Annotated in this window: 25 protein-coding genes and 1 tRNA gene; 18 read left to right on the top strand and 8 right to left on the bottom strand. The window is 65.8% G+C overall.

Annotation, left to right across the window (positions count from 1 at the left end):
* Positions 1-121: 121 nt before the first annotated feature.
* The 4 genes from CPH63_RS21320 to CPH63_RS21305 all read left to right on the top strand — a co-directional run bounded on the left by CPH63_RS21320 (position 122) and on the right by CPH63_RS21305 (position 3,765).
* On the top strand, positions 122-1,708 hold the full coding sequence (locus tag CPH63_RS21320; RefSeq protein WP_096304739.1) for a circularly permuted type 2 ATP-grasp protein: 1,587 nt from the start codon (positions 122-124) through the stop codon (positions 1,706-1,708).
* A complete protein-coding gene (locus CPH63_RS21315) occupies positions 1,702-2,625 on the top strand; it encodes an alpha-E domain-containing protein (protein WP_096304738.1) in 924 nt (307 codons plus the stop codon). Before CPH63_RS21320 ends, CPH63_RS21315 begins: the two co-directional genes overlap by 7 nt.
* On the top strand, positions 2,625-3,485 hold the full coding sequence (locus CPH63_RS21310) for a transglutaminase family protein (RefSeq protein ID WP_096305332.1): 861 nt from the start codon (positions 2,625-2,627) through the stop codon (positions 3,483-3,485). The genes CPH63_RS21315 and CPH63_RS21310 overlap by 1 nt, the downstream gene beginning before the upstream one ends.
* Before the next feature lie 106 nt (positions 3,486-3,591).
* Positions 3,592-3,765, top strand: coding sequence for a CsbD family protein (locus CPH63_RS21305; RefSeq protein WP_096304737.1), 174 nt, complete (start codon positions 3,592-3,594; stop codon positions 3,763-3,765).
* Between the two features lie 171 nt (positions 3,766-3,936).
* Here the strand turns inward: CPH63_RS21305 and CPH63_RS21300 are convergent, their stop codons facing one another.
* From CPH63_RS21300 to CPH63_RS22515, 3 genes are all read right to left on the bottom strand, one after another.
* A complete protein-coding gene (locus CPH63_RS21300; protein ID WP_096304736.1) occupies positions 3,937-4,422 on the bottom strand; it encodes an SRPBCC domain-containing protein in 486 nt (161 codons plus the stop codon).
* Complete coding sequence (locus CPH63_RS21295) at positions 4,419-4,751, bottom strand: helix-turn-helix transcriptional regulator (protein WP_096304735.1); 333 nt, start codon at positions 4,749-4,751, stop codon at positions 4,419-4,421. The genes CPH63_RS21300 and CPH63_RS21295 overlap by 4 nt, the downstream gene beginning before the upstream one ends.
* Positions 4,752-5,264: 513 nt before the next feature.
* Positions 5,265-5,873, bottom strand: a complete 609-nt coding sequence (locus CPH63_RS22515) for a hypothetical protein (protein ID WP_157749721.1) — start codon at positions 5,871-5,873, stop codon at positions 5,265-5,267.
* 484 nt (positions 5,874-6,357) lie between these two features.
* Between CPH63_RS22515 and CPH63_RS21280 the strand changes: the two genes are divergently transcribed.
* Positions 6,358-6,666 carry a metal-sensitive transcriptional regulator gene (locus tag CPH63_RS21280; protein WP_096304732.1) on the top strand — a complete coding sequence of 103 codons (309 nt, stop codon included), beginning with the start codon at positions 6,358-6,360 and terminating at the stop codon, positions 6,664-6,666.
* A gap of 7 nt (positions 6,667-6,673) precedes the next feature.
* Here CPH63_RS21280 and CPH63_RS21275 read toward each other — a convergent pair whose 3' ends face one another.
* Positions 6,674-7,372: a hypothetical protein gene (locus tag CPH63_RS21275; RefSeq protein ID WP_157749720.1), complete on the bottom strand. Its 699-nt coding sequence runs from the start codon at positions 7,370-7,372 to the stop codon at positions 6,674-6,676.
* Between the two features lie 156 nt (positions 7,373-7,528).
* Here CPH63_RS21275 and CPH63_RS21270 point away from each other — a divergent pair, with 156 nt between their 5' ends.
* Complete coding sequence (locus CPH63_RS21270; protein ID WP_096304730.1) at positions 7,529-7,972, top strand: hypothetical protein; 444 nt, start codon at positions 7,529-7,531, stop codon at positions 7,970-7,972.
* Positions 7,969-8,382, top strand: coding sequence for a DUF3817 domain-containing protein (locus CPH63_RS21265; RefSeq protein ID WP_256385807.1), 414 nt, complete (start codon positions 7,969-7,971; stop codon positions 8,380-8,382). The genes CPH63_RS21270 and CPH63_RS21265 overlap by 4 nt, the downstream gene beginning before the upstream one ends.
* Before the next feature lie 105 nt (positions 8,383-8,487).
* Here the strand turns inward: CPH63_RS21265 and CPH63_RS21260 are convergent, their stop codons facing one another.
* On the bottom strand, positions 8,488-9,039 hold the full coding sequence (locus CPH63_RS21260; protein ID WP_096304728.1) for a sigma-70 family RNA polymerase sigma factor: 552 nt from the start codon (positions 9,037-9,039) through the stop codon (positions 8,488-8,490).
* A 119-nt stretch (positions 9,040-9,158) separates the two neighbouring features.
* On the opposite strand from CPH63_RS21260, the gene CPH63_RS21255 reads away from it, so the two are divergent.
* The 6 genes from CPH63_RS21255 (at position 9,159) to CPH63_RS21230 (ending at position 14,938) form a co-directional block, all read left to right on the top strand.
* Positions 9,159-9,764 (top strand): hypothetical protein, encoded by a 606-nt coding sequence (locus CPH63_RS21255; RefSeq protein ID WP_096304727.1) that lies wholly within the window; start codon positions 9,159-9,161, stop codon positions 9,762-9,764.
* 28 nt (positions 9,765-9,792) lie between these two features.
* The gene (locus CPH63_RS21250) at positions 9,793-11,463 is read left to right on the top strand and encodes a copper resistance CopC/CopD family protein (RefSeq protein WP_206745604.1); all 1,671 of its coding nucleotides are present in this window, start codon (positions 9,793-9,795) and stop codon (positions 11,461-11,463) included.
* A 15-nt stretch (positions 11,464-11,478) separates the two neighbouring features.
* Positions 11,479-12,216, top strand: a complete 738-nt coding sequence (locus CPH63_RS21245; RefSeq protein ID WP_197704486.1) for a YcnI family protein — start codon at positions 11,479-11,481, stop codon at positions 12,214-12,216.
* A complete protein-coding gene (locus tag CPH63_RS21240; RefSeq protein WP_096304725.1) occupies positions 12,216-12,803 on the top strand; it encodes a copper chaperone PCu(A)C in 588 nt (195 codons plus the stop codon). The genes CPH63_RS21245 and CPH63_RS21240 overlap by 1 nt, the downstream gene beginning before the upstream one ends.
* A gap of 80 nt (positions 12,804-12,883) precedes the next feature.
* Positions 12,884-13,483: an SCO family protein gene (locus tag CPH63_RS21235; protein ID WP_371365050.1), complete on the top strand. Its 600-nt coding sequence runs from the start codon at positions 12,884-12,886 to the stop codon at positions 13,481-13,483.
* Between the two features lie 129 nt (positions 13,484-13,612).
* The gene (locus CPH63_RS21230; RefSeq protein ID WP_096304723.1) at positions 13,613-14,938 is read left to right on the top strand and encodes a thioredoxin domain-containing protein; all 1,326 of its coding nucleotides are present in this window, start codon (positions 13,613-13,615) and stop codon (positions 14,936-14,938) included.
* Between the two features lie 166 nt (positions 14,939-15,104).
* Here CPH63_RS21230 and CPH63_RS21225 read toward each other — a convergent pair whose 3' ends face one another.
* Positions 15,105-15,380, bottom strand: a complete 276-nt coding sequence (locus tag CPH63_RS21225; RefSeq protein ID WP_172827994.1) for an HU family DNA-binding protein — start codon at positions 15,378-15,380, stop codon at positions 15,105-15,107.
* Between the two features lie 250 nt (positions 15,381-15,630).
* Between CPH63_RS21225 and CPH63_RS21220 the strand changes: the two genes are divergently transcribed.
* The 3 genes from CPH63_RS21220 to CPH63_RS21210 all read left to right on the top strand — a co-directional run bounded on the left by CPH63_RS21220 (position 15,631) and on the right by CPH63_RS21210 (position 18,296).
* Positions 15,631-15,703: transfer RNA gene (locus tag CPH63_RS21220), tRNA-Ala, on the top strand.
* Between the two features lie 705 nt (positions 15,704-16,408).
* On the top strand, positions 16,409-16,798 hold the full coding sequence (locus CPH63_RS21215; protein ID WP_096304722.1) for a hypothetical protein: 390 nt from the start codon (positions 16,409-16,411) through the stop codon (positions 16,796-16,798).
* 445 nt (positions 16,799-17,243) lie between these two features.
* The gene (locus CPH63_RS21210) at positions 17,244-18,296 is read left to right on the top strand and encodes an IS110 family transposase (protein ID WP_096304721.1); all 1,053 of its coding nucleotides are present in this window, start codon (positions 17,244-17,246) and stop codon (positions 18,294-18,296) included.
* 112 nt (positions 18,297-18,408) lie between these two features.
* Here the strand turns inward: CPH63_RS21210 and CPH63_RS22510 are convergent, their stop codons facing one another.
* Positions 18,409-19,221, bottom strand: a complete 813-nt coding sequence (locus CPH63_RS22510; protein ID WP_157749719.1) for a metallophosphoesterase — start codon at positions 19,219-19,221, stop codon at positions 18,409-18,411.
* Positions 19,222-19,861: 640 nt separating this feature from the next.
* Here CPH63_RS22510 and CPH63_RS21200 point away from each other — a divergent pair.
* Complete coding sequence (locus CPH63_RS21200) at positions 19,862-20,638, top strand: HNH endonuclease (protein WP_197704484.1); 777 nt, start codon at positions 19,862-19,864, stop codon at positions 20,636-20,638.
* Here CPH63_RS21200 and CPH63_RS21195 read toward each other — a convergent pair.
* The gene (locus CPH63_RS21195) at positions 20,635-20,991 is read right to left on the bottom strand and encodes a nucleotide pyrophosphohydrolase (RefSeq protein WP_096304719.1); all 357 of its coding nucleotides are present in this window, start codon (positions 20,989-20,991) and stop codon (positions 20,635-20,637) included. The two genes, CPH63_RS21200 and CPH63_RS21195, sit on opposite strands and share 4 nt — an antisense overlap.
* 97 nt (positions 20,992-21,088) lie before the next feature.
* On the opposite strand from CPH63_RS21195, the gene CPH63_RS21190 reads away from it, so the two are divergent.
* Positions 21,089-23,029, top strand: a complete 1,941-nt coding sequence (locus tag CPH63_RS21190; protein WP_096304718.1) for a DUF2075 domain-containing protein — start codon at positions 21,089-21,091, stop codon at positions 23,027-23,029.
* Positions 23,030-23,053 lie beyond the last annotated feature (24 nt).

Here is a 23,053-nt window from a genome sequence, read left to right as displayed (position 1 = left end):
TGGCCGATCGGACCCCCCTTGGGCTGTGCGTGGCGATGGTCCAGACTGTGTTGATGGATAGCATGCTGAGGGTCCAGGCGCGGCAACATCAGCGACACAATCGGTCCATATGATCCCGCCAATGGCTGGCATATTCGACCACTACCCACTCGGCGCGGCGTGGGACGAGATGATCAGCGCCGACGGTCCTCGGGCGCCGTACAAGGCCCTGCACGAATCCATGCAGCGCTCCGGCGGGGCTGAGCTGCGGGCCAGCCTCGAGTCGGTGGCTCGGTCGTACCTGAACCAGGGCGTCACCTTCGACGTCGGTGGCGAGGAGCGGCCGTTCCCGCTCGATATCGTGCCCCGCGTCATCGACGACCTCTCCTGGCAGAAGATCGAGACCGGCGTCCGGCAGCGGGTCCGGGCTCTCGAAGCATTTCTGGCCGACGTCTACGGCCCGGGCCTGGCGATCGCCGACGGCGTCGTGCCGCGCCGGGTCATCACCTCCTCCAACCACTTCCACCGGGCCGCCGCCGGCATCCAGCCGCCCAACGGGGTTCGGGTGCACGTCTCCGGAATCGACCTGATCCGTGACGAGCAGGGCACCTTCCGCGTCCTCGAGGACAACGTCCGGGTGCCGTCCGGAGTGAGCTACGTGCTGGCCAACCGCAACGCGGTCCGCCCGCAGTGGTCCGACGCGCTGAGCCAGGTCCGGCTCCGCCCGGTGTCGCAGTACCCGCAGCGACTGCTGGCCGCGCTGCGCAAAGCCGCCCCGCCCGGGGTCACCGATCCCTGCGTCGTGGTGCTCACCCCGGGCGTCTACAACAGTGCCTACTTCGAGCACGCCTGGCTCGCCCGCACGATGGGTGTCGAGCTGGTCGAGGGGCGTGATCTGATCTGCTCCGGCGGTGTGGTGCGGATGCGCGACACCCGTGGCGAGCGACGGGTCGATGTCATCTACCGGCGGGTGGACGACGAGTACCTCGACCCGGTGCAGTTCAAGCACGACTCGATGCTCGGCTGCCCCGGCCTGCTCACCGCGGCCCGGGTCGGCAACGTCACCATCGCCAACGCCGTCGGCAACGGTGTGGCCGATGACAAGCTCATCTACACCTATCTCCCCGATCTGGTGCGTTACTACCTGCGCGAGGAGCCGATTCTGGCCAACGTCGACACCTGGCGTTTGGAGGACCCGGGCGCGTTGGAGGAGGTGCTGGATCGCCTCGACGAGCTGGTGGTGAAGCCGGTCGATGGTGCGGGCGGGAAGGGTCTGGTCATCGGGCCGCAGGCCAGTGCCAAGGAGCTCATCGCGCTCCGCGAGCGTCTCATCGCCGATCCGCGCGGCTGGATCGCTCAGCCGGTGGTGCAACTGTCGACCGTCCCCACGGTGGTCGGTGACGAAGTGGAGCCGCGGCACGTCGACCTACGTCCCTTCGCCATCAACGACGGCAATGACGTCTGGGTGCTCCCGGGCGGGTTGACCCGAGTGGCCCTGGTCAAGGGATCTCTGGTGGTGAACTCCAGCCAGGGTGGCGGCGCCAAGGACACCTGGGTGCTAGCCGGCGAGCGCGGAGTCTCGGGAGCTGAGCCGATCACCCGCATCGAGCCTCCGATCCAGGCCGAACGGTTGCCGTTGCCGCAGCAGGACCGTGAGGAAGAGCCGCAGCAGCAACAACAGCAACAACAGCAACAACAACAAGCGGAAGCGGGGGATGCGCCGTGCTGAGTCGGATCGCCGAATCCCTTTACTGGATCGGTCGTTACGTCGAGCGGGCCGAGGACACCAGCCGCACCCTGGACGTGCACCTGAACCTCCTCCTGGAGGACCCGTGGGCGCCGGAGGGTGTCGTCTGCGCGTCGCTGCTCTCGGCGATGGGCTGCGAGATCGAGCCGGATGCCGAGATCGATAAGTCGAAGGTGCTCGAACTGCTGGCCTGGGATCGGGAGAACCCGGCCTCGATCGTCGGTGCCATCACAGTGGCCCGCGAGAATGCGCGCCGCTCCCGCGAAGTGATCTCAACCGAGCTCTGGGAGACGCTGAACGTCACCTGGCACGAGGCGACCCGATCCTCGCGACGCTCCCGGCCGCACTCCTTCTTCACCTGGGTGCGCGAGCGTTCGGCCGCCTTCAACGGCACCGCCGACGCCACCCTGAGCCGTGACGAGGCCTACCACTTCCTCGCCCTCGGGCGGGCGATCGAGCGAGCCGACATGACCGCGCGGCTGGTCGCGGCGCGGGCGCTGGCCGGCGATGCCGGTCCGTCCTGGGTCACGCTGCTGCAGAGCTGCGGCGCGTATCAGGCGTTTCTGCACAGCGCCCACGGAGCGGTCGAGGATCAGCGAGCGGTGGAGTTCCTGCTGCTGGACCCGCTCTTCCCGCGCTCACTGATCAGCGCGCTGACCAGCGCTGAACGCAGCATGGACGACCTGAGTGGGGAGTTCGATCGGTTCGGCAGTGCCAGCGAGGGGCATCGGGTGCTCGGCATGATCCGCTCCGAACTCGAGTTCGCTCCGCGGTCGGAGATCTTCGACGACCTGTACCAACTGATGGAGCGGGTGCAGAGCGCCTGCTCGCTGGCCAGTGATGCGGTGACCAAGCGCTACTTCGCGCACGGTGTGGCCAAGGAATGGGCGGTCTCCTGATGACGAGTCGGATGCGGGTTCGGCACAGCTCGCGGTATGAGTACGACGCTCCGGTGACAGCGTCGTTCAACGAGACGCGGCTGACTCCACTGGTGCTGCCCTGGCAGAACCCCTTGGAAACACTGCTGAATGTCGACGCCGACGGGCAGGCCGCCAGCTGGCAGCACGCGTACTCCGACTACTGGGGTACCTGGGTGCGGGCCTTTGAGGTGCAGGCCCCGCACTCCAGCCTGAACGTCGAGGCGGTGTCGCTGGTGGAGGTGAATGATGCCTGGCGCCCCAAGCCTGACCTGGAGATGAGCTGGGACTCGGTGCGCGCTGACTCGGTGTACCAGCGCTTCGGTGAGTACCTGACCCAGACCGCGCGGACGGAACCGAACGAGGAACTCTCGGCTATCGCCGTCGAGGTGGGCAGCGAACTCGCGCCCCACCAGGCGGCGCTGGCGCTCTGCAACCGGGTGCGCGAGACGGTGACCTACGTCCCCGGCTCGACCGGTGTGAACACCTCGGCCACCCAATCGTGGGAGGCCGGCACCGGCGTCTGCCAGGACTACGCCCACATCGTGGTCGGTGCGCTGCGGCACATCGGCCTGCCGGCTCGCTACGTCTCCGGCTACATGCACCCCGACCAGAACGCCGCGCTCGGCGAGCCGGTGAAGGGCGAGAGTCACGCCTGGGTGCAGTGGTGGCTGGGGGAGTGGATCGGCCACGACCCGACCAACGACTCGCCGATCAGCGAGCGGCACGTCCTCGTCGGCACCGGCCGTGACTACACAGATGCGCCGCCGATCAAGGGTCTGGTCGCCGGCTCCGCGACCAGCGAGCTGAGTGTTTCGGTGGAGATCACCCGGCTGGCTTGATCCGGGAAGATCGAGTCGGCAGTTTAGCTTCGCCCGACACTGGGTATCCAGTTACTGCAAGCGCACACCGCGGTGCGTATTGGATATAACCAATTGGAGGCGCGATATGAGCGCAGTAGATAAGGTCAAGAACGCTGTCGAGGACGTCGAGGGCAAGGCGAAAGAGGCGTTCGGAAAGGCCACCGGCGACCACAAGACCGAGAACGAAGGCAAGGGCGATCAGGCGAAGTCTGACCTGAAGGACGCCGGCGAGAACGTCAAGGACGCCTTCAAACACTGACTATCTGGCCCGCCCGGTCGCAATCGGGGCCGGCATTGTCAGGTCTGAGAAGACGTGATGCTGTCGTTGACCGGGCCTTCCAAGCTCAAGCCCAAGGCCTTCTGGCCTTGGGCTTGAGTTCTGTCTGGGGTCGGTTTCGGCGGAGCCGGCCAGACAGCTGATCGGACGTGGTCAGCCGCTCTTCGCGAGCAGTTCGTCGAGGGCACGGAAAGACGCGTTCATACCCTGCTCCATGTCTGAGGCGAGCATGCCGTCCCGCTCCTGCGTGGTGTGGAAGATGTTGTCGACCACCACTCTGGTTCGCCCGTCGCCCAGGTCCACCAGCTCCATCGTGTCGATGATGACGTGGGCCGGCATGCCGTCCCACTCGAAGGAGCGGACGATCCGCTTCTTCGGTGTCACCTCGCGGAATCGCCCTTCAAAACCAGCGACTCCGCCGTCGTAGTGCTCTTCCAGCCGCCAGTGACCGCCGCGTTCGAACTCCCAGCGAATGACCTCGAGCGGATTGCCCCGCCCCCACCACTGCGCGATGAGTTCAGGCTCGGTGTAGGCGGCCCAGACGCGGTCGATCGATGCGTGGAAGATCCGTTCTACGTGGATCTCCCGATCGCTGGGGGTGGTGACTGTGCTGGTTTCTGTTGCTGACTGTGACGTCATGGCTGATTCTCCGTCCGCTGTAGGAATGCATCCAAGTGGTCGAGCCGAGACTCGATCGTGGCGCGAAACTCACTCAGCCAGATCGCCTCGCGCTCGAGCGAGTTGCGGCCGAGCTCGCAATATCGCACTCGGCCCCGCTTCTCGGTGACGACCATGCCGGCCGCCTCGAGCAGGTGTATGTGCTTCTTCACTCCGGTGAGGCTCATCTCGAAGTCGCCGGCCAGTTCGCTGACAGTGGCTGCTCCTCGTCCGAGCCGCTCCAGGATCCCGCGTCGAACAGGGTCCGCCAGAGCGGCGAATGAGGCGTCAAACTCCGAATACTGAACCATCTAGTTCAGTGTTGCGCCAGAGCTCGGGAGTGTCAAGGGCTGGGTGAAATCGGATGGCTGGCGAGCAGGGCGAGGGGTAGGCCCAAGTTGTACGCGCTAGAAAGAGACGGCGATGAGGATGCGGCACAGCGCAGCGTGAGGGGGCACACCGCGCCGTGCCGCAAGTCTGGGAGTGGGGCTAGCGGGCGTGCCTCAGAAGTGACCGCTGACTTGGGGCCGCGGTGATGAGTCGGATCGAACGCCCGGCAACGGCCGCGAGCACTTGGCTACGGTGAAGCGTGCGTTGCATGTGACGTCCTACTCAGCTGGTGTCGAGGTCGGTGTGCACCCCAGTGCGACCTGACGAGGAGCGCCCCGTGCGTTCCTGCACGCAACTTACGCGACCGGACCGCAGAATGACAAATCCCTTTGAATCACGGGTGATTCCGTCACAATGAGTGCTCGCCCCAATCCGAGCGGCAAGCTGAGAAGTTGTCTAGTCCATAGAAACCAGCCGGGATGTATCCAACGCGACTACTTCGGCTCCCAGCGCCAGCCGTTGTTATCGCGACAGATGATGGCCCGGCCGTTGGCGTCGGTGCCGCTCTTGCCGTGGTCGGTGGCGCGGCAGAATTGACCGGCCTTGTAGCAGTGGCCGGCGTTGCTCAACGGATGGCAGCCGGCGACGGGCGTCGTCGTTGGCTTTGGCGCCGGCTTGGGTGTTGCCTTGGGCGCGGGCTTGACCGTCGGCTTAGCGGTGGCTTTCGGAGTTGGGTGGGCGGTCGGCGCGGGCTTCGACTTGGCCACCGGTTTGACCGTCGGCTTCGGCTTCGGCTGCGGAGTCGGTGCCGCTGTCGGTATCGGCGTGGCCGCAGGCTCGGCCGAGGTAATCGGCGCTGCAACCGTGGGGACTGGTGTGGTGATGGCGACGGCGAGAGTCGAATCGGCGGTGTTAGCTGGTGTCACCGAGGCAACATTGCTGACCGGGGATCGGTAGGACTTGCTGGTTGTGGTTACCGGCTTGCAGCCGGCGAGCATCGGCACCAGGGTGAGCGCCGCGGTCAGCGCCAGCAGTCGCCTTCGCGTCGGTGCGGATCTGGCGGAGCCGCCCTTGAAAAGGGCACGACTGGACCTACTCGTCATCTTCAGTTCCCCCGTTTGCTGCTTCGCGACTCTGCAGGGCGGCTGCATCGCCAAGGATCATGTCTGATCCGCGTTAGAAAAGCTAGGGGCCAGCGATGAGCCCGCGTAGTGATGCCGATGCGGCGCTGGTGAGGTACCCGTGCCGCCGGTGGTCCCCTGTCAGATGCCTGGGTGTGGACTGTGAGGGGCGATTTGATCAGGCGACGTCGTCGACCTTGGCGTAAATTTGTCAATGAGCATCCGGCCGCGGGCTGGCCAGGTGTGTTGCCAGGAATCGAAGGGCGGACGGGCGTGGGTACCGACACAAAATGTGTCCACTGTGGGTGGCGGCTGCGCCTGCGCTACCCCCCGGGCAATCCGAACGGCGCGTTCTGGGTTCACGCGGCGACAAATGAGGTTGTCTGCCCGAAGTCGACGACGCACGCTGAGCCGGCGGCAAGCTGAGCCCGTCGACACCGGTGGCCGACGAGTACCCTCCGGGGGTATGAGCGAACCGCACTCGGCCGACGGACATCCTGGGTACCACGACACCAAAGACGACCAGCTGAAGCGGCTACGGCGCATCGAGGGACAGATCCGTGGGCTGCAGCGCCAGGTCGAGTCCGACACGTACTGCATCGACGTATTGACCCAGGTCTCGGCCGCCACTCGGGCCCTGGAGTCCTTCGCTATCGGGCTCATCGAGGAGCACCTGACGCACTGCGTCGCGCAGGCCATCAACTCCGGCGGTGACGAGGCCCAGGCCAAGGTCAAAGAGGCATCAGCGGCGATCGCCCGTCTCGTGCGCTCGTAACCACAACCTAACCACCCGGCAGGATGTTCACCGCCCGTGCGGCGACCAGCCCGATCGTGATCAACGCGGTCAGTGATTGGACGATGAAGAGCACTTTGATCCAACGCGACAAGGGCATCGTGTCCGTCGGTGAGAAGGCGGTCGAGTTGGTGAAGGAGACGAAGAAGTAGTCGAGGTAGTACGGCTCCCAGTCCCGGGCCAGGTGCTCGTCGGTCATCTGCGGGAAGAGCAGATCCGGGATGTCCATCTCGCCGAGGGCACGAGCCACCGGTCCGCCGCGGTCGAAGGACCAGTACCAGAGCGAGAAGACGATCACGTTGGTCAGCCAGATCGCCATGCCGCCCAGAAGCAGATCGTCGGCGGTGATCTTCGCGCCGGTGGTGACCGCACGGACGAGCAGCGTCAGCGAGGCGATGTTCCACACCGCGATCAGGGCGAACTGGAGCTGGGCGACCACCCGCAGCTTCGGCGACTTCTGGGTCGGGGACGAGGGAAGCGCGAAGCCGAGGAAGATCAGTAGGGCCAGTTCGATGGCGGGCACCACGTAGGCCGGATGGGGCACGAACTGGCTCGGCATCACAGAGTGCAGGGCGATCGCCACCAGCATGGCCGCACCGACCGCCCAGCGCCGCTCGCCATTGGTGACGCGCAACCAAGCCGGCCGCTGCCCGGGCGTCCCCATCGCGAGAGTCCGCTTGTCGCTCATGCCCTGATCCTCGTCGACTCCGGCCACGGATCGCTGACGACACGGTGAGAATGCCCCGGCTGACCTGCTCGATCACCCCGATTCAGGCCGGACGGATCGGATCACACAGGCGGTTCAGCGTTAGCTGAGGCCGAGCGGCTGACGTACCGTTTAGCTATGCTCCGTCGCTGCGCGTTCCTGCTGAAGCCACGCTGGCTGATGCTCTACGCACTGGTGACCGTCTCGACGATCGCGATGGTGCTGCTCGGCCGCTGGCAGTTGCAGCGGGCGCACGAACGACACGGTGACATTCAGAACTACTCCTACGTGCTGCAGTGGTGGGCCTTCTCCACCTTCGTCGTCTTCATGCTGGTACGGGTGATGCGGGACGCGCTGCGCGAGCGGAGCGCCTCCCTTACCGCAGCCGACGGCGACGATAGCGGTGGCGCTGAGCGCCTGGAGTCGAGCCCGGCGGTCGTGAACTCAGCCGAACCGGTCGCATACCGTCGCTACGTACCGCCGGGCCGCGACGCCCAGGAGCTTGACTCCACCCAGCTTGCCTACAACGACTATCTGGCCTCACTCGCGACGTCGAGTGAGGTAGTGAAGGAACAACGGTGACCGCAGCAACACCCTCTACGCGCCCCTCCGGTCGGCCTGCTGCTCGGCCTGCAGCCAAGCCAAAGTACGCCGGCGCGCTACTGCGGTTCCGAATCATGGCGTTCGCCACCGGCACCGTGCTGGTGCTGGCCACCTTCGTCGCCCTGCCGCTGCAGTGGTGGGCCGGGCAGAAGCTGCTGGCCGAGATCACCTGGATCGGACACGGCTACCTCTACCTGCTCTACGTCGCGGCGACGCTCGACCTGGCCATCAAGCTGCGTTGGCATCCGGTGCGGGTGCTGCTGATCATGGCCGCCGGCACGATCCCGTTCATGTCGTTCGTGGCTGAGCACTACGTCGTAAAGCGCGTCCGGGCGACGCTCGAATCGGGGCTGGCGCCGAAGCAGCCCGCCCCCGCGGTGGCCAGTTAGCTGTCCGACTCCCCGCTCTGTCCGCCGAAGTTCCGGTATCGGCGGCCGGAGCGGTTCTTCGGCAGACAAAGCGCGCGCCGCTCGGGGACGGTTGGCCCGGGCGGGTCAGCTGGAGGCGGCGGATCGACCGCCGGTGGTGATCCCATTGACCAGATCGGTTCGGGCCCGGGCCACCCGGGAGCGGATCGTCCCCACCGGACAGCGGCAGACATCCGCCGCTTCGGCGTAGGAGAGACCGACGAGCTGGGTCAGCACGAAAGCCTCCCGACGCTCCGGATCGAGCAGATGCACCAGCGAGTTCAGCACCACCATGTCCGCCGGATCGGCCATCGGCGCCCCGGGGCCGGCGAGCTCGGACGCCCGACGCCGCTCCCGGACGGTGGAGCGAACCGCATCGGCACAGACGCGCCGGGCGATCGACAGCAGCCAGGTGCGGGCGCTGGAGCGACCGGTGAAGCGGTGCAGCGATGCGAAGGCCCGCGCGTAGGTCTCCTGGGTGAGGTCGTCGGCATCGGCGCGGGACGAGAGACCGGCCACCATCCGCCAGACGTCGACCTGGGTGGCCCGGACGAAGGTGCTGGCCGCCTCGGCATCACCGCGGCGCGCGCGCAGGGCGGCGTCGGTGATCGGATCGAGCGGCTCCACGGTCTCCTCCATCGGCGGTGATCTGCATCACTGACTGGAACTATGCCGGGGCGGATCCCGACTACTAGTACGTGCAATGCGATCGATTTCGGGAGGCGGCCTCCGCGCGCCTCGACGGAGAGCCTATTGGAATGTCGGCCTCCGTTCTCGACGCGCACCTCTCCGGCTGCCGCCTCTGCGGGGCGTGGCTGGCCGACGCGACCCGTCTGACCCGGGCCGCCCGGCTCAGGTCGGCCGACATTCCGGACCTGAGTGCCGCCATATTGCTGAACGCGGCGCTTCCCGCGGCCCGAGTCGGACGTCGGCGCCGGGTACTGCTCTTCGGCCTCGCGGTCGTCGGAATTCTTCAGATCCTCTTAGCGCTGCCCGACCTCTTCGGCCTGGACATCGACATGGCGATGGGCATGCACGTCGCCCACGAGAGCGCCGCCTTCAATATCGCCATCGGTATCGGACTGCTGGGTGTGGCCCGGCGGCCGGCCCGGGCCGCGGCGCTGCTGCCGATGGTGCTGACGCTGGTCGGGCTGCTCGTCCTGCTCGGCGCTCGCGACCTCCTGGCCGGCGCGGTGCCGATTGGCCGGCTGGCGACCCACCTGAGCACCCTGGTCGGCCTCGCGCTCCTCTACGCCCTGCATCGGACGAATGAGAAGGAGTCGCCGGACTACGCCGAGGTGCGCGCACCGGGTAGCGCAGATGCGCCGGCGGCCGACGACGGCGGAATTCGTGGAGTCGCGTGAAGGTGCAGCGTCCAGAGTGAAGGGACACGTGAAGCGACCCTCCCGCCGGCCGGCCGCGCTCCTCCTCGCGCTGCTGACGGCGTTGCTGGCCGCCGTACTAGTCCAGGCCGCCCCGGCGTCGGCCCACGCCGTCGTCGTCGCCAGCGATCCGGCCGACGGCGCCCGCCTGGCCGCGGCTCCGGCGCAGGTCAGCTTCACCTTCGACGAGTCCGTCGGCCTGAACTCCGACGGGTATCTGCACGTCGCCAACGAGACCGGCCAGCGGGTCGACGCGGGGGAGGCCGGCCACCCGGGCGGCGACGGGACGAAGGTGAGCGTCGCCCTGAAGTCCGGGCTCGGGGACGGGACCTACCTGGCCAGTTACCGCGTGGTCAGCGCCGACTCGCATCCGATCTCCGGCTCCATCCGCTTCGTGGTCGGCGACGGCGCGCTGGCTGAGATCGGCAGCGCCACGCCGACCGTCAACCCGGTGACCAATCAGGTCTACAACGTGGTTCGCTGGATCGGCTTTGGTGGGCTGGCGGTGCTCGGCGGGCTCTGGCTCCTCGTCACTATCTGGCCGCAGGGGCGCGGTGACAACCGGGTGTACCGGCTGGTACTGGGTGGCTGGTGGGCCACCACCATCGCCACCGTGGCCCAGCTCCTGCTGCAGGGCGCGTACGCGGCCGGAGTGGGGCTGGGCGGCGTCACGCAGCTGAATCTGCTGAACGCGACCCTGCACGGGACCATCGGAACCGCCGATTCGGTGCGGCTGCTGGTGCTGGCCGCGCTCGCCTTCGTGCTCCGCACGCTGTTCCAGGACACCGATCCCGGACGGCTGCGCGGGGAGGTGGCGGCGTTGCTGGTCGGCATCGTGGTTACCTTCGCCTTCACCGGACACGCGGACGCGCAGGATCCGCGCTGGTTGGCGCTGACCAGCCAGATGACCCACCTGACCGCGATGGCGGTCTGGCTAGGTGGATTAGCGATGCTGCTGGTCGGACTGCTGCCGCGGGCGGTCGGGGAGGAGCTGGATGCCGTGCTGCCCCGCTTCTCGCTCGTCGCCTACGGCTGCGTCGCGGTCCTGGCCGTCAGTGGCACCTATCAGGCGTGGCTGGGCATCGGAAGCTGGAGCGCTTTGACTGGCACGCGCTACGGACAGCTGGTGATCGCGAAGGTCGTCCTCTTCGGGTTGATGCTGGGGGTCGCATACTTCTCCCGGCAGGCTGTGCAGCGCTCGCTCGGGCGCCATGACGACTCCGAAGTTAAGCCGATTAGCCAGCTGCGCCGTAGTGTGTTGGGGGAGGCCGCGATCGGCGTCGTCGTGCTGGCGGTCACCGCCGTGCTGGTCGTCCAGCCGCCCGGACGCAACGCCGAGCTCGCCTCCTACGCTGCCCCGACCACGGTCAGCATCTCGCTGAGCGAAGCGGGCGGCAGCACCGAGCGAAGCGCCGAACTGACGGTGACCCCGTCGCGGGCCGGGACTGTTGAGGTCAACCTGCGCATCGCCGGAACCGCGGTACCGCTGTCGGTGACCGGAAATGCCTACCTCGCGGCGAAGGAGTTGGGCCCGGTCGACCTCGGCCTGAAGTCCAGCGACGGCCTCGATTTCATCGGCTCGGCGCTGCTTCCGGCCGCCGGCTCCTGGAAGTTCACCATCACCGTCCGGTACTCCGAGTTCGACTCGGTGACCGCCGATACGTCCGTGCAGCTGCATTGAGCCTGAGAGGAAAACATGATGAACCGCAAGATTCGACGTAGTACCTTCGCCGGGGTGGCGCTGGCCGCGGCCCTGATCGCGCTGGCCGCCCCGGCGTCGGCCCACGTCACCGTGAGCGCGCCCGGCGCTGTGCAGGGGGGTGGCGACCAGCTCATCACCTTCCGGGTGCCCAATGAGAGCGCCACGGCCGGCACGGTCGGACTGAAGGTGCAGTTACCGACTGAGACGCCGATCGCCTCGGTGCTGATCCAGCCCATCCCGGGGTGGAGCTTCACCCTCAAGACGTCGAAGCTGGCCACGCCGATCAAGACCGACGATGGTGACATCACCGAAGCGGTCTCCGAGATCGACTGGAAGGCGGCCGCCGGGCAGGGATTCGGAAAGGACCAGTTCCAGGAGTTCGTCCTCATCGCCGGGCAGCTGCCGGACGTCCCGCAGATCACCTTCAAGGCGATCCAGACCTACAGCGACGGTTCGACGGTGAACTGGACCGATGTCGCCGCGGCCGGAAGCACGGCTGAGCTGGATCATCCGGCCCCGGTGCTGATGCTCGGCGCGGCGTCGGAGTCCGGCTCCGACCAGCACGCGAGTGCCACCCCAACTGTGAGTGCGGCCCCAGTGGCGGCGAAATCCGATTCGTCCAGCCAGACTGGAGTGGTGATCCTCGGAATTGTGGCGCTGGTCTTCGCGATCGTGGCGCTGGGCATTGCCGTAATCGGGCGTAACTCCGGTTCGGGGAAGTCCGCCGCCTGATGCGCGTCTCCATCACCATCGTCGGTGCCGTCGCGGTCGCCGCGCTCGGCTTCGCCGGGCTGGTCCGCGGCGCGGTTCCGCTGACGTCCCAGTCGGCCTCCTCCACGGCGCACAGCAGTGGTTCGTCGATGGCGATGGATATGGGCGGCACGGGCAGCGCGGCCGCCTCACCGTCGGGTGCGCTCCCGGCCGGAGCGTCGGCCGGGATCGGCGGCCCTATGGAGGTGACCGGCGCCTACGTTCAGGAACCGGCCTCGCCGGACGTGGCGGCGGCCTACTTCACGATGCGCAACACCACCGGCACCGATGACCGGCTGGTCGAAGTGGTGAGCGGCGCGGCCGAGTCGACCTCGCTGCACACCGACTCGTCGATGAGCGTCGCGGCCGAGGGGGTGCCGGTGCCGGCCCACCAGAGCGTCTCACTCTCGGTCGGGCATGGTCACGTCATGATGCAGCCGCTGCTCGGTCCGCTGCTTCCGGGGCAGACGGTGAACCTGATCCTGCGTTTCCAGAATTCACCGTCGCTCACGCTGGCTGCGCCGGTGATCGCCATCGGGGCGCCCGTTCCCGCTGTTCCCTCCAACTAGAGTCCCTCCGACTAGACGTCAGGCAGATGAGTTCCTTGCAAGCTAGGTCCAACCGGTTCCCCTCCCGACGTCTTGGGGCGGTGCTATTGCTGCTGGTTGCCGTGGTGCTGGCCGGCTGTTCGTCGAACGCGTCCGGGTCGACCAAATCGGATCTGAACGACCAGGCGAACACCGTCGGCAAGTACCAGGGATTCCCGGCCGATCCGCCGCTGCCGCGTCCGAGCTTCACCCTCACCGACACCAGCGGCGCGCCGTACTCCTTCAGTACCGAAACGGCCGGGCACCCCACGCTGCTGTACTTCGGCTACACCGAGTGCCCGGACGTCTGCCCGACCACGATGGCCGACATCGGCAACGCGCTGCGGGCCGTTCCCTCGTCGCTGCGGGACAAGACGGAGGTCGTCTTCGTGACCACCGACGTCAAGCACGACACTCCAGCGGTTATCGCCAGCTGGTTGCGGCACTTCGATGCCGGGCTGCCGAACCAGTTCGTCGGACTCTCCGGAACGCAGACCCAGGTCGACACCGCACAGGCGGCGGCCCACGTGATGCTGGCCGAGGATGGGGGACAGCAGCATTCGGCCAAGGTGCTGCTATACGGGGCTGACGACTACTCACACGTGTCGTTCGAGCAGAGTACGAACCTGTCGGATCAGATCGCCCATGATCTGAAGGTGTGATGGGTGTGGCCGCTGGTGCTGCGCGGGCTACCGGTTGTGCTCTATGGTCTGCGTGACTCTTCGTAGCTATTGCGGAGGCGTCTTTCTGCTGTCGTCTGTATGTGAATTTCATGAGGGGAACTACCGTCCGTGAACTGGACTTCGACCCGAGCCTGGCTCGGCACCGCAATTCGTCTCGTCCTCGGCGGGGTGTGGATCTGGGCCAGCATCGAGAAGCTGCACGATCCCCGTACGTTCCTGCGCGCGGTGCGCGCCTATGACGCCACCCCTGACTGGCTGTCGAAGGCGATCGCCTACGGGCTGCCGATCATTGAGCTGATGGTCGGCGTGCTGCTGATCGTCGGCCTGCTGACGCGGGTGATGGCCAGTATCTCGGCGGCCCTTTACGTGATCTTCCTGATCGGGCTGCTGCAGGCCGCGGCGCGCGGCATCAAGCTCGACTGTGGCTGCTTCGGTGGTGGTGGGGAGAGCGACTCGACGAGCTACCTGCTCGACTCGCTGCGTGATGTGCTGCTGCTGGCCGGGGCCGTCTTCTTGATCATCTATCCGCTGACCCGCTGGTCGTTGGATCTGTACTACACCCGTCACGACCAGGTGCTGCGCCCGTCGGCCAAGCGGATGCGCACTGAGGAGGGGCGGCACAAGTACGAGGTGCAGGTCGAGCATGCCAAGCGCGAGGCGCGGATCCGCAACACCTGGCTGAGCGCCGGCGTGGCCGTCGTGATGGTGCTGATCCTGGCGATCGGCATCTCGGTGCAGGCGGGCCGGGCCAAGGTCTCGGGGGATCTGACCGCGCCGAATGCCACCGTCGCCGCCGGTGTGACCGTCGGAGCTCCGAAGGCGCCGGTGGTGATGGACATCTACGAGGACTTCCAGTGCCCGATCTGCAACCAGTTCGAACAGTCGGCCGGGGACATGATCCGGACCGACATCAACTCGGGCAAGGTGCTGGCCCGGTACCACGTGATGTCGTTCCTGGACGATTCGTCCAACGGCAACCGGTACTCGTCCCGGGCGGCCAATGCGGCCATCTGCGCGTCGGATATCACGCCGCAGATGTTCCTGAGCATGCATAGCGTCCTGTATGGCAAGGACAAGAACGGGAACAACAATCAGCCGGCCGAGGGGACGAACGGTCGGACGGATTCAGAACTGATCGCCTTCGGGACGCAGGCCGGGGTCACCGGCAGCTATACGTCGGCGTTCACGACGTGTGTGACGAGCGAGCTGCACAAGGCGCTGGTGCAGGCGCTGACGGACGAGGCGAACAAGAACGGGGTGAACGGCACGCCGACGATCAAGGTCAACGGCAAGCTCGTCTCGAACCCGTCGAAGGCGACCGTCGAGGCGGCCATCGACGCGGCGTCGAAGGGGAAGACGAACGCCCCGGCGCTCACTCCGGTGCCGTCACCGGCGCCGACTCCGGCGGCCGCCTCGGCTTCGGTCGGTTCGTAGGGCCGGCTTGGGTCTGCTCCTTGGGTCGGCTTCAGCCATCGCCGCGCGCCCGGCTGACGGGCGCGCGGTTTAGGTAGCAAAACACAGGTAGAACGCGAAAGGCTGGCAGGCGAAGATCGCCTGCCAGCCTTTGCTGCGCTGGTGGTGCTTGAAGCGCTGAGGGGACTTACTTGTTGGCGGCTTCCTTCAAAGCGGAGCCGGCGGTGAGCTTGACCGTGTTAGCGGCAGCGATCGTGATCGTGGCACCCGTGGCAGGGTTGCGGCCCTCGCGGGCTTCGCGGCGGCCGACGGCAAGAGCGAAGAAGCCGGGGACGCTGACCTTCTCGCCCTTGGCTGCTGCATCCTCGAGAGTGGACTGGAGTCCACGCAGGACCGCGTCAACGGTCTTCTGCTCGAGTGACGTCTGGTCGGCGACTGCGGCCACCAATTCCTTGCGGTTCACGCATATCTCCTTCGATTGTTTGAGGGTAACTCCCGTCCAGTATGGGTGATGACCCTCAAAACCCCGTAATCCGGGGGGTCGGCGCGTCGCGGTGTCTTCTCAGGTGGGTGGCTTTGGTGGCTGGTTTCCGGACATTTCGGACTTAGGTTCACTGGTGTGGTGGGCCGGTTTCGTCTCAGCTTCAACCCTGTGTAACATCAGTCCTCGTGCCCTGCGGGGTATGCCGGAGAAATCCGGGCCAGATTTATCTGGGGCTGTGGCGCAGCTGGTAGCGCACCACACTGGCAGTGTGGGGGTCAGGGGTTCGAATCCCCTCAGCTCCACCCAAAAATCCCCGAATTTTGGGGCTTGTACTTGCCTCGCAGGTATTCTGCGAATACGCTTGACCCTCGTTTGACCCCAGGATCAACTGCCATGACCCGGGTCGCGGTGACATGGGCCGCCACTGATGGGGCTTGTGTCCAGGGTTTACGGCGACGCTTCGACATCGAAGGTGTTCAATTCAGTCGTCGATGAAATGCCGGGTTTTGGTGTCTTTGCGCCAGGCTTACAGGGACTCCCTTGCGGGTGGACGCCATCACCTATTTGACTTGGGCGAGGGGTCCCATCACCGGTTACTGCAGCGACGTGTGGGCATCGCTCGTAATGAGGTTGTCCGGAGTTCGATTCTCCGAGGCGGCTCCACAGAGGCTCCGTATTTGCTGGCCTACATCCATCGAGGCAATGCCGGCCAAGTGGCCTTGACCCCCGTTTGACCCCCGGATAGAACGTCACGGCGAGACTTTGGACGCCATTTCGTGGCATCGCGCGGACCCAGGACCGGCTCGATCTGCGGCGCGTCCCCTCGCGTGCTGTTCACCTGGTCGTAGTCCCCGTCGGCCTCAGCCGCGAGCCAGGTCAGGCGAGGCGCAGTTTGCGGCGGTCGGTAGGTAAATCCGGTGGTGCGGGTCAGGCCCGCCCGCGACAGTGCCGCTCGGAATGTCCGATGCAGTTCGTACATCAGTTCGAACAGCGTTAGAGTCTCGGATGTGTCACGACGCGATGATTGGGCTGAGGCGGCGGTGGTCGCTGAGCGGGAGCGGCTTCGAGGAGTCCTTCTGCCGGGATCGCCGTCGTGGCCGAGGCAGTTCGGTGTTGCTGTTCTGCAGGCTGACGACGGGCTGGCCAGGCACGACGGGTTCGTGTGCGTCGGGGACAGTATTCGCTGGACGGCGCTCGATGCCGTCTTTGATCTCGCGCTGTATGGGTATCTGGCTCATCGACATTTGGCGCACGGTCGGAATCTCACGTCGGCCGGCTGCGCGATGTGTGATGCCGGCCAGCACTTCAACGTGACGCCGTTGGTGGATCCGATCATGGCTCGTCGCGGTGTCGAGTACACCCCCCCACGGCCCGAAGCCGTGGAGGTCACGCCGTGACGCTTACGCAAAATTCCTGACAGACCCCGACCCGAAGCCGTGGAGGTCATGCCGTGACGCTTACACAAAATTCCTGACAGACCCCGCCGTGGATCGTGCTAGAACGATTGATATCGAGCCGCTCCTCGGTTGCGTGACGGTCGCGAGCGGACCGTGACGTACTCGCGACCCCCGGATCTGTAAGTGTTGCTACCTGCGGTCCGGGTGGATCGCTGCCAGTATCGGTGCTGGTGCCTCGGATTGACTCTCCCCATATCTGGCCGCCTTGGCGTGCCCTGCCAATGAGGTGTCGCCCAAGGTGCCGGCACCGGCCTGGCCCACCGCCTGGCTTGATCAGAAGCTTGTCCGCGCGATGCGCGTGACCCCTTACAGATGCGCCGTTCGGTGACTCCACCCAGGCCGGTGTCGACCTATGACCCCGCCACTAGAAGGAGCTCGAGGCCACATGACCATGCTCGCAGAGATTGTCGATGCCGTCATCGGCGGCGACACCCACCGAGACACCCACGCCCTGGAGATGCTCGCCCCCAACGGCACGACCCTGTCGACGACTGTCATCGACAACGACGAGGACGGCTACGCGACGGCCATCGCCTGGATAGCCGAGTTGGCACCGGGGCCTCGGGTCGTTCTCGGACTGGAGGGCACCCGCAGCTACGGGATCGGTCTGGCCCGGGCCGCGACGCAGGCGGGCCTGACCGTGGTAGAGGTCGAGCGGCCGCGACGCCAGGAGCGACGCCGAGGCAAATCCGACCCGATCGACGCGCACCTGGCCGCGTTACAGGTACTCCGGATGAACGCAGACCGGCTGCCGACTCCCCGCGCTGACGGCGACCGGGAGGCGTTACGCATCCTGCTCAGCGCGCGGCGGGAGATGACCACAAGCAAGACCCGACAGACCAACCGCCTGCGGGCACTGTTGCTCAGCGGCGATGACACCGACCGTGGCCTGGCCCGGGGCAAACTCACCCAAGCCCGGCTGCAATCCATCGCACGCCGGCGCGGGCGCAGCGCTGACACCGTAGAACAGGCAGTACGCCGGGCGGAGACGCGTCGCCTGGCTCTGGCCATCGATGCGACCATGACGGAGCTGGTCGGCAACAAGGAGCAGCTGGCCACGATCGTCGAGTCATTCGCCCCCGGCCTACTCGACCGGCCCGGGGTCGGACCCGTCAGCGCCGGCCAGGCCATCGTCACATGGTCCCATCACGGGCGGTGCCGTAACGACGCCGCATTCGCCGCCCTGGCCGGGGCAAGCCCGGTCCCGGCCAGTAGCGGACGGACCGTACGGCATCGCCTCAACCGCGGGGGAGACCGCCAACTCAACCGAGCCCTGCACGACATCGCCAAGACCCGCTGGCGCCACGACCCCCGTACCGTCGACTACGTCGCCCGCCGCCGCGCCGCCGGCAAACCCGACCGCGAAATCCGCCGCACGCTCAAGCGCTACATCGCCCGCGAACTGTTCCGCGCGTTAGAGGCCACCCAGGCCGCTTGACATACATAGAAGCCTCATTGGTGTGACGGTGGCGTGAGTGCCAGCCGCCAGGGACTTCTACAGCGCAAGATCGCGAGCACTCGTAGTTGGTCCGACACAAGTCTCAATGGGGCTATTCAGCGTTCGGCCAATCGACTGGTCGGCCTGCGACATCGGCCAGCACGATATTCCGAGCCCAGTGGCTGTCGTCACAATCGAGTCCATGGACCTGGCAGATCGCGGGAGCCGTAGGCACGGCAGGGTCCTCTGCGAGATCGAGTTCCGCCTCGTATCGGACGTGGTAATGGCCGTGCCACAGCTGCTTCGGGCGCAGCACGTCAACGACGTCGCGCAAGCGCTGTCGATGCCCGTCAGCGTCGACCAACGCGTCAGATGGCCACGCGTTGTCTTCCAGCCCGGGGACCTCTACGCCGGCCGGTGCATCGTGCGTAACCATCACATCGACGGGTCCGCGTTCTGTGGCCACGCGAACGTCGGCGTCGGTGATCTCCTCTTCGGGCCACCAACTGCGACCTGGCTTGCGGGCGTTGCGGTCGACGCTGACCGCTCCGCCGAGCGCGAGCCAGGTGTGAGGCGTCCCCGCCTCGTCGTGCCACGTCCAGCGGTGTCCACGAGGCAGATGAGTGATCCCCGGGCTGATCGGCCTCGTGCCGTCGGCATCCCGTGGCAGTGCTTGTAGGCGGGTGTGGTCCTCGTGGTTGCCGTCGAGCCAGTACAGCTGCATGTCGCGTTTGGTGAGTTGCTGCGCGAGGCGGAGCAGGTATTTACGGGTGTCGTTGTCGTCGCGCCAGTACCCGAAGTCGCCGAGCTGCACGATCACCTTCACGCCGGCATCGAAGACGATCGGAATCATTCGGAGTACCCAGCCGAGGTTGCCGTGCCAGTCGCCTGCCATCGCCACGATCTTCGGATCTTCGCCTCCCATGCCACAAGTGTCTCCAACGATGCGACCTAGTTCGGTTCGGCTGAAGGCCATCTGGTTGAAAGCAGAACGGAACTCATCTTGGTCCTGTCCGGCCCGGCGCAAGTATCGAGGATCGGAGATTGTTCTGCCTGAGGCGTCATCGGCGGTCAGCAACGGCGAGCAGATCGGCCAGCGCCAAAGCGATTTGCCTTGATCGACGGTCGCGGTCGTCAGTTGTCCTGGCCAGCAGCGCTCTGCGGGCACCGCGCACCTGTGCGGCGATCCCCGCTCGATTTTGCTTTGTGCTGTCCGAAAGAACTGAGGCGAAGCAACATCAGCCCGGCGGACCGGGGATCGTCGGACTTGGAGCGAATTAGGCGATCTCCCGCGGCCAATCGGTGCACCAGACCCAACTCCAATCTGACGCGAGCGGCCACGCCCTTGCGTCGAACCTAGCTCCCCGGGAGAATCAACCGCGTTCGTCAAATTGAGCGCGGCCCGACAGGCCCTTTTGCTAGGCCTCCACCCGTAGCGATCCCGTAGGGACGTATGCGTCGTCGTGGCTGGGTGGGTTGGTTCACTAAGCGAAGATATGTCTAGCAATTGGGACATATGCCTCCGTGAAGGCATGTTTGGCACCGGCGCGCCTCGGGGCGCTGGCGTGCGCGCTGGAGATGATTTGTTCATCTGGCGGGCCAAGGTCGGCTTGCTCGCATATTGTCGAGCGCTGGCTGACGCCGAACGGGTTCAGCTAGATACCCACGTCCCGTGGCCAGACAAGAGCAAGTACCGCTACGTAATGCCGATCCAGATTCTGTCTGACCGGTGGTCGGCAGGCCCGGTGATCAGTCGGTGGACCGAGCTCGATACGTTGGGCCAAATCGGCGGCGTGCCAGCGAGCCAGTTCCCTCCAGTCGCCGAGGACTGCCTTCACTCTATTCGACAGCTTTTCGGTGAGCCGCCGGGGCCCGAGTCCTGGGATCGCAGCTACCCATCGGATATTTCGCTCGATCTTGCCGAGATGGCGGTGGATCACCGGGTTGCATCCATAGGCGCCTTACGTACGCGCCAAGGCCAGGACAAGTTTCGCGCGGCGCTTCTAACTGCCTACGGTCGGCGCTGCGCGATCACCGGGACCAACACGGAGGAAGTTCTGGAGGCGGCGCACATCTCCGCGTATCGAGGGCCACACACCAACCTCGTGGCGAACGGCTTGTTGCTTCGAGCGGATATTCACACGCTTTTCGACCTCAATCGGTTGACGGTGCTTCCCGGTGGCAGGGTTCGAGTCGATCCCGCGATCGGTGCATCTTCCGAGTACTGGGAGCTGGATAGCCGGTCAATTCGAGTTCCTGTCGATCCCCGCGATCAGCCGGATGTTGGTCTACTCCGCTCCCATAACGCGACTTGCGAGTGGTTACCGGCACTTAGCGTCTAGTCCGGCGCTGCCTTATCCGGCGCGCGTCCGAACACGTCGGCGATCGGAAACCGTTCCTGCGCGGCCTCCAACTTGCGTACAGCGGCGTCGAGCAGATCGACGCCCAGCGCGTCAGCTAACGCCGACAGGTAGATGAATACGTCGGCCATTTCCTCCTCGGCCCGCGTGCGAAGTGGGTTGACCGACGCCAGGTCTACCGCCTCCGTTGCCGGCACCCACTGGAAAAGCTCCGCGAGCTCACCGACCTCGCCGACGAGTGCCAGAATCAGCGACTTCGGATCGTGGAACTGACCCCATCCTCGTTCCCGAGTGAACTCGGTGAAGGCCCGCCGTACATCCTCGATATTGGACACGCCGCCAGGATGCCACGTGCAGTCGAGCTGCGCCCGGCTAGCATCTACTTGCGGCCCGACGGGCGTCGCCGCCCGGTATTGCCGACGGCGGCGACATATGCCTCCACCCGCACGATTCAATTCGTGCTGCCTGGGGACAAGTTCGTTGACGCTTCGCTATTCCGCATCCGCTCTCGCGTCTGTGGCGAACCCGAATTCCGTGGTGGAGCAGTTGGCCGAACAGCTGATCTACAGCTCGCTGCGCCGCCCTGCTCCGAGCGAGGTGCGGTCGTGGGAGCGCAGCATCCCGGTGATCGCTCGCGACCTGGTGGACGCTGGCCTTGGTTCGGTCGAGGTCCTCCTCGAGTACCAGCTGCCGCTGAGTTCGCTGCGCGCGGACGTTGTCCTGGCCGGCGCACACCCGACTACCGGCCGACCGTCATATGTGATCGTCGAACTCAAGCAGTGGACCCACGCCCACCACTGGGAGGACGACCGCAACCTTGTGACCGTGCCAGGTATGCCCGGCGGACCGAAATCCCACCCGGTGCGGCAGGTCCGCAACTACTGCACCCACATCACGGACTTCGCCCGAACGCTCCAGGGCAACAATGATGCGATTGCCGGAGTCGCCTACCTGCACAACGCGGTCAACCGCGAGTCAGTAGCTGACCTGTTCGACTATGATTTCGACGCTCATGGCCAGCTCTTCACCGGCGGCGATCGTGGACGCTTTCATGACTTTCTGCGCGTCCGATTGGACGGTGAGGTGCCCGGAGCGCCGTACGCGGATGAACTACTGCGATCCGCGATCGGACCCTCCAGGCAACTCCTGGCCCTTGCGGCCGAGGAGGTGCAGAACCGTGAACAGTTCACTCTGCAGGGAAATCAACAGCTCGCCGTCGACCTGGTCATGCACGAAGTTCAGCAAGCCCATCGCGCTGACCAGAAGTCCATCGTCCTCGTCTCCGGTGGTCCCGGCAGCGGTAAGAGCGTAATCGCTCTATCTTTACTCGGGGAACTGTCGCGGCAGGGTCGTCAAGTGCTGCATGCCACCGGGTCTCGGTCATTCACGCAGACGCTGCGCAAGGTCGCCGGCAAACGAGCGCCGCGAGTACAGAAGATGTTCATGTACTTCAACCAGTTCATGGACGCTGACCGGAACGGCCTTGACGTCCTTATCCTCGACGAGGCCCACCGAATTCGAGAGACCTCGGCCAATCGCTACACGCGAGCGAATTTGAGGACGGGCCGACCCCAGCTCGACGAGCTTGTGTCAGCTGCACGGGTTCCGGTTTTCCTACTCGACCAGAATCAGGTCGTCCGCCCGGGCGAGTCTGGCTCGGTAGAGACGATCAAGACGTACGCGGAGGCGAATGGGCTGCGCGTCCATGAGATTGCGCTGGACGAGCAGTACCGCTGCGGCGGCAGTGCGGCCTACGTGAAGTGGGTGGAACAGCTCCTGGGGCTGGTCGATGATGCGCCTGAGCCTTGGGGCGGTGACGCGCACTTTCAGCTGGCGGTGGCGGATTCGCCGGAGGAACTCGAACAGATGCTGCTGGTGAAGGAGTCGGACGGATACACCTCGCGGATGGCGGCGGGATACTGCTGGCCGTGGAGTGATCCTCGTCCTGACGAGACGCTGGTCGCGGATGTAGCGATCGGGAGCTGGGCGCGGCCTTGGAATGTGAAGGGTGAGCGGCGGGTTGGCGACGCTCCGCCGGCTGCGCTCTGGGCGTTCGATCCGGGTGGGGTCGGTCAGGTCGGCTGCGTCTACACCGCTCAGGGATTCGAGTACGACTGGAATGGCGTGATCATCGGGCCGGATCTCGTTTGGCGCAACGGCGCGTTCGTTAGCAATCGATCCGCGAATCGTGACCCGGACTTCCGAAGCCAGAAGAACGTAAGTGATCAGCACTTCGACGAGTTGGTCCGCAACGTGTACAAGGTGCTGATGACCCGGGGGATGGTCGGCACGGTGCTCTACTCGACGGATGCCGAGACGCGGGATGCGTTGCGGACGCTGGTCTCCTCCGGAGCTCGAATATCCCGAATCTGAGCCTGCCGTGGGGCAGACTCAGTT

Source organism: Jatrophihabitans sp. GAS493 (genome assembly GCF_900230215.1).
Classification (GTDB): domain Bacteria; phylum Actinomycetota; class Actinomycetes; order Mycobacteriales; family Jatrophihabitantaceae; genus MT45.
The sequence above is the reverse complement of the archived record's forward strand: the minus strand, read 5'-3'. Positions and strand labels throughout refer to the sequence as shown.

Excerpts from the sequence above, each read along its gene's own strand:
- CPH63_RS21245 (WP_197704486.1), top strand. The coding sequence starts at position 11,479 with ATGATGAACCGCAAGATTCGACGTAGTACCTTCGCCGGGGTGGCGCTG.
- CPH63_RS21190 (WP_096304718.1), top strand. The coding sequence starts at position 21,089 with ATGCCTCCACCCGCACGATTCAATTCGTGCTGCCTGGGGACAAGTTCG.
- CPH63_RS21310 (WP_096305332.1), top strand. The coding sequence starts at position 2,625 with ATGACGAGTCGGATGCGGGTTCGGCACAGCTCGCGGTATGAGTACGAC.
- CPH63_RS21305 (WP_096304737.1), top strand. The coding sequence starts at position 3,592 with ATGAGCGCAGTAGATAAGGTCAAGAACGCTGTCGAGGACGTCGAGGGC.
- CPH63_RS21295 (WP_096304735.1), bottom strand. The coding sequence starts at position 4,751 with ATGGTTCAGTATTCGGAGTTTGACGCCTCATTCGCCGCTCTGGCGGAC.
- CPH63_RS21275 (WP_157749720.1), bottom strand. The coding sequence starts at position 7,372 with ATGAGCGACAAGCGGACTCTCGCGATGGGGACGCCCGGGCAGCGGCCG.
- CPH63_RS21240 (WP_096304725.1), top strand. The coding sequence starts at position 12,216 with ATGCGCGTCTCCATCACCATCGTCGGTGCCGTCGCGGTCGCCGCGCTC.
- CPH63_RS21255 (WP_096304727.1), top strand. The coding sequence starts at position 9,159 with ATGTCGGCCTCCGTTCTCGACGCGCACCTCTCCGGCTGCCGCCTCTGC.
- CPH63_RS21270 (WP_096304730.1), top strand. The coding sequence starts at position 7,529 with ATGCTCCGTCGCTGCGCGTTCCTGCTGAAGCCACGCTGGCTGATGCTC.
- CPH63_RS22510 (WP_157749719.1), bottom strand. The coding sequence starts at position 19,221 with ATGGGAGGCGAAGATCCGAAGATCGTGGCGATGGCAGGCGACTGGCAC.
- CPH63_RS21280 (WP_096304732.1), top strand. The coding sequence starts at position 6,358 with ATGAGCGAACCGCACTCGGCCGACGGACATCCTGGGTACCACGACACC.
- CPH63_RS21320 (WP_096304739.1), top strand. The coding sequence starts at position 122 with ATGGCTGGCATATTCGACCACTACCCACTCGGCGCGGCGTGGGACGAG.
- CPH63_RS21260 (WP_096304728.1), bottom strand. The coding sequence starts at position 9,039 with ATGGAGGAGACCGTGGAGCCGCTCGATCCGATCACCGACGCCGCCCTG.
- CPH63_RS21210 (WP_096304721.1), top strand. The coding sequence starts at position 17,244 with ATGACCATGCTCGCAGAGATTGTCGATGCCGTCATCGGCGGCGACACC.
- CPH63_RS22515 (WP_157749721.1), bottom strand. The coding sequence starts at position 5,873 with ATGACGAGTAGGTCCAGTCGTGCCCTTTTCAAGGGCGGCTCCGCCAGA.
- CPH63_RS21300 (WP_096304736.1), bottom strand. The coding sequence starts at position 4,422 with ATGACGTCACAGTCAGCAACAGAAACCAGCACAGTCACCACCCCCAGC.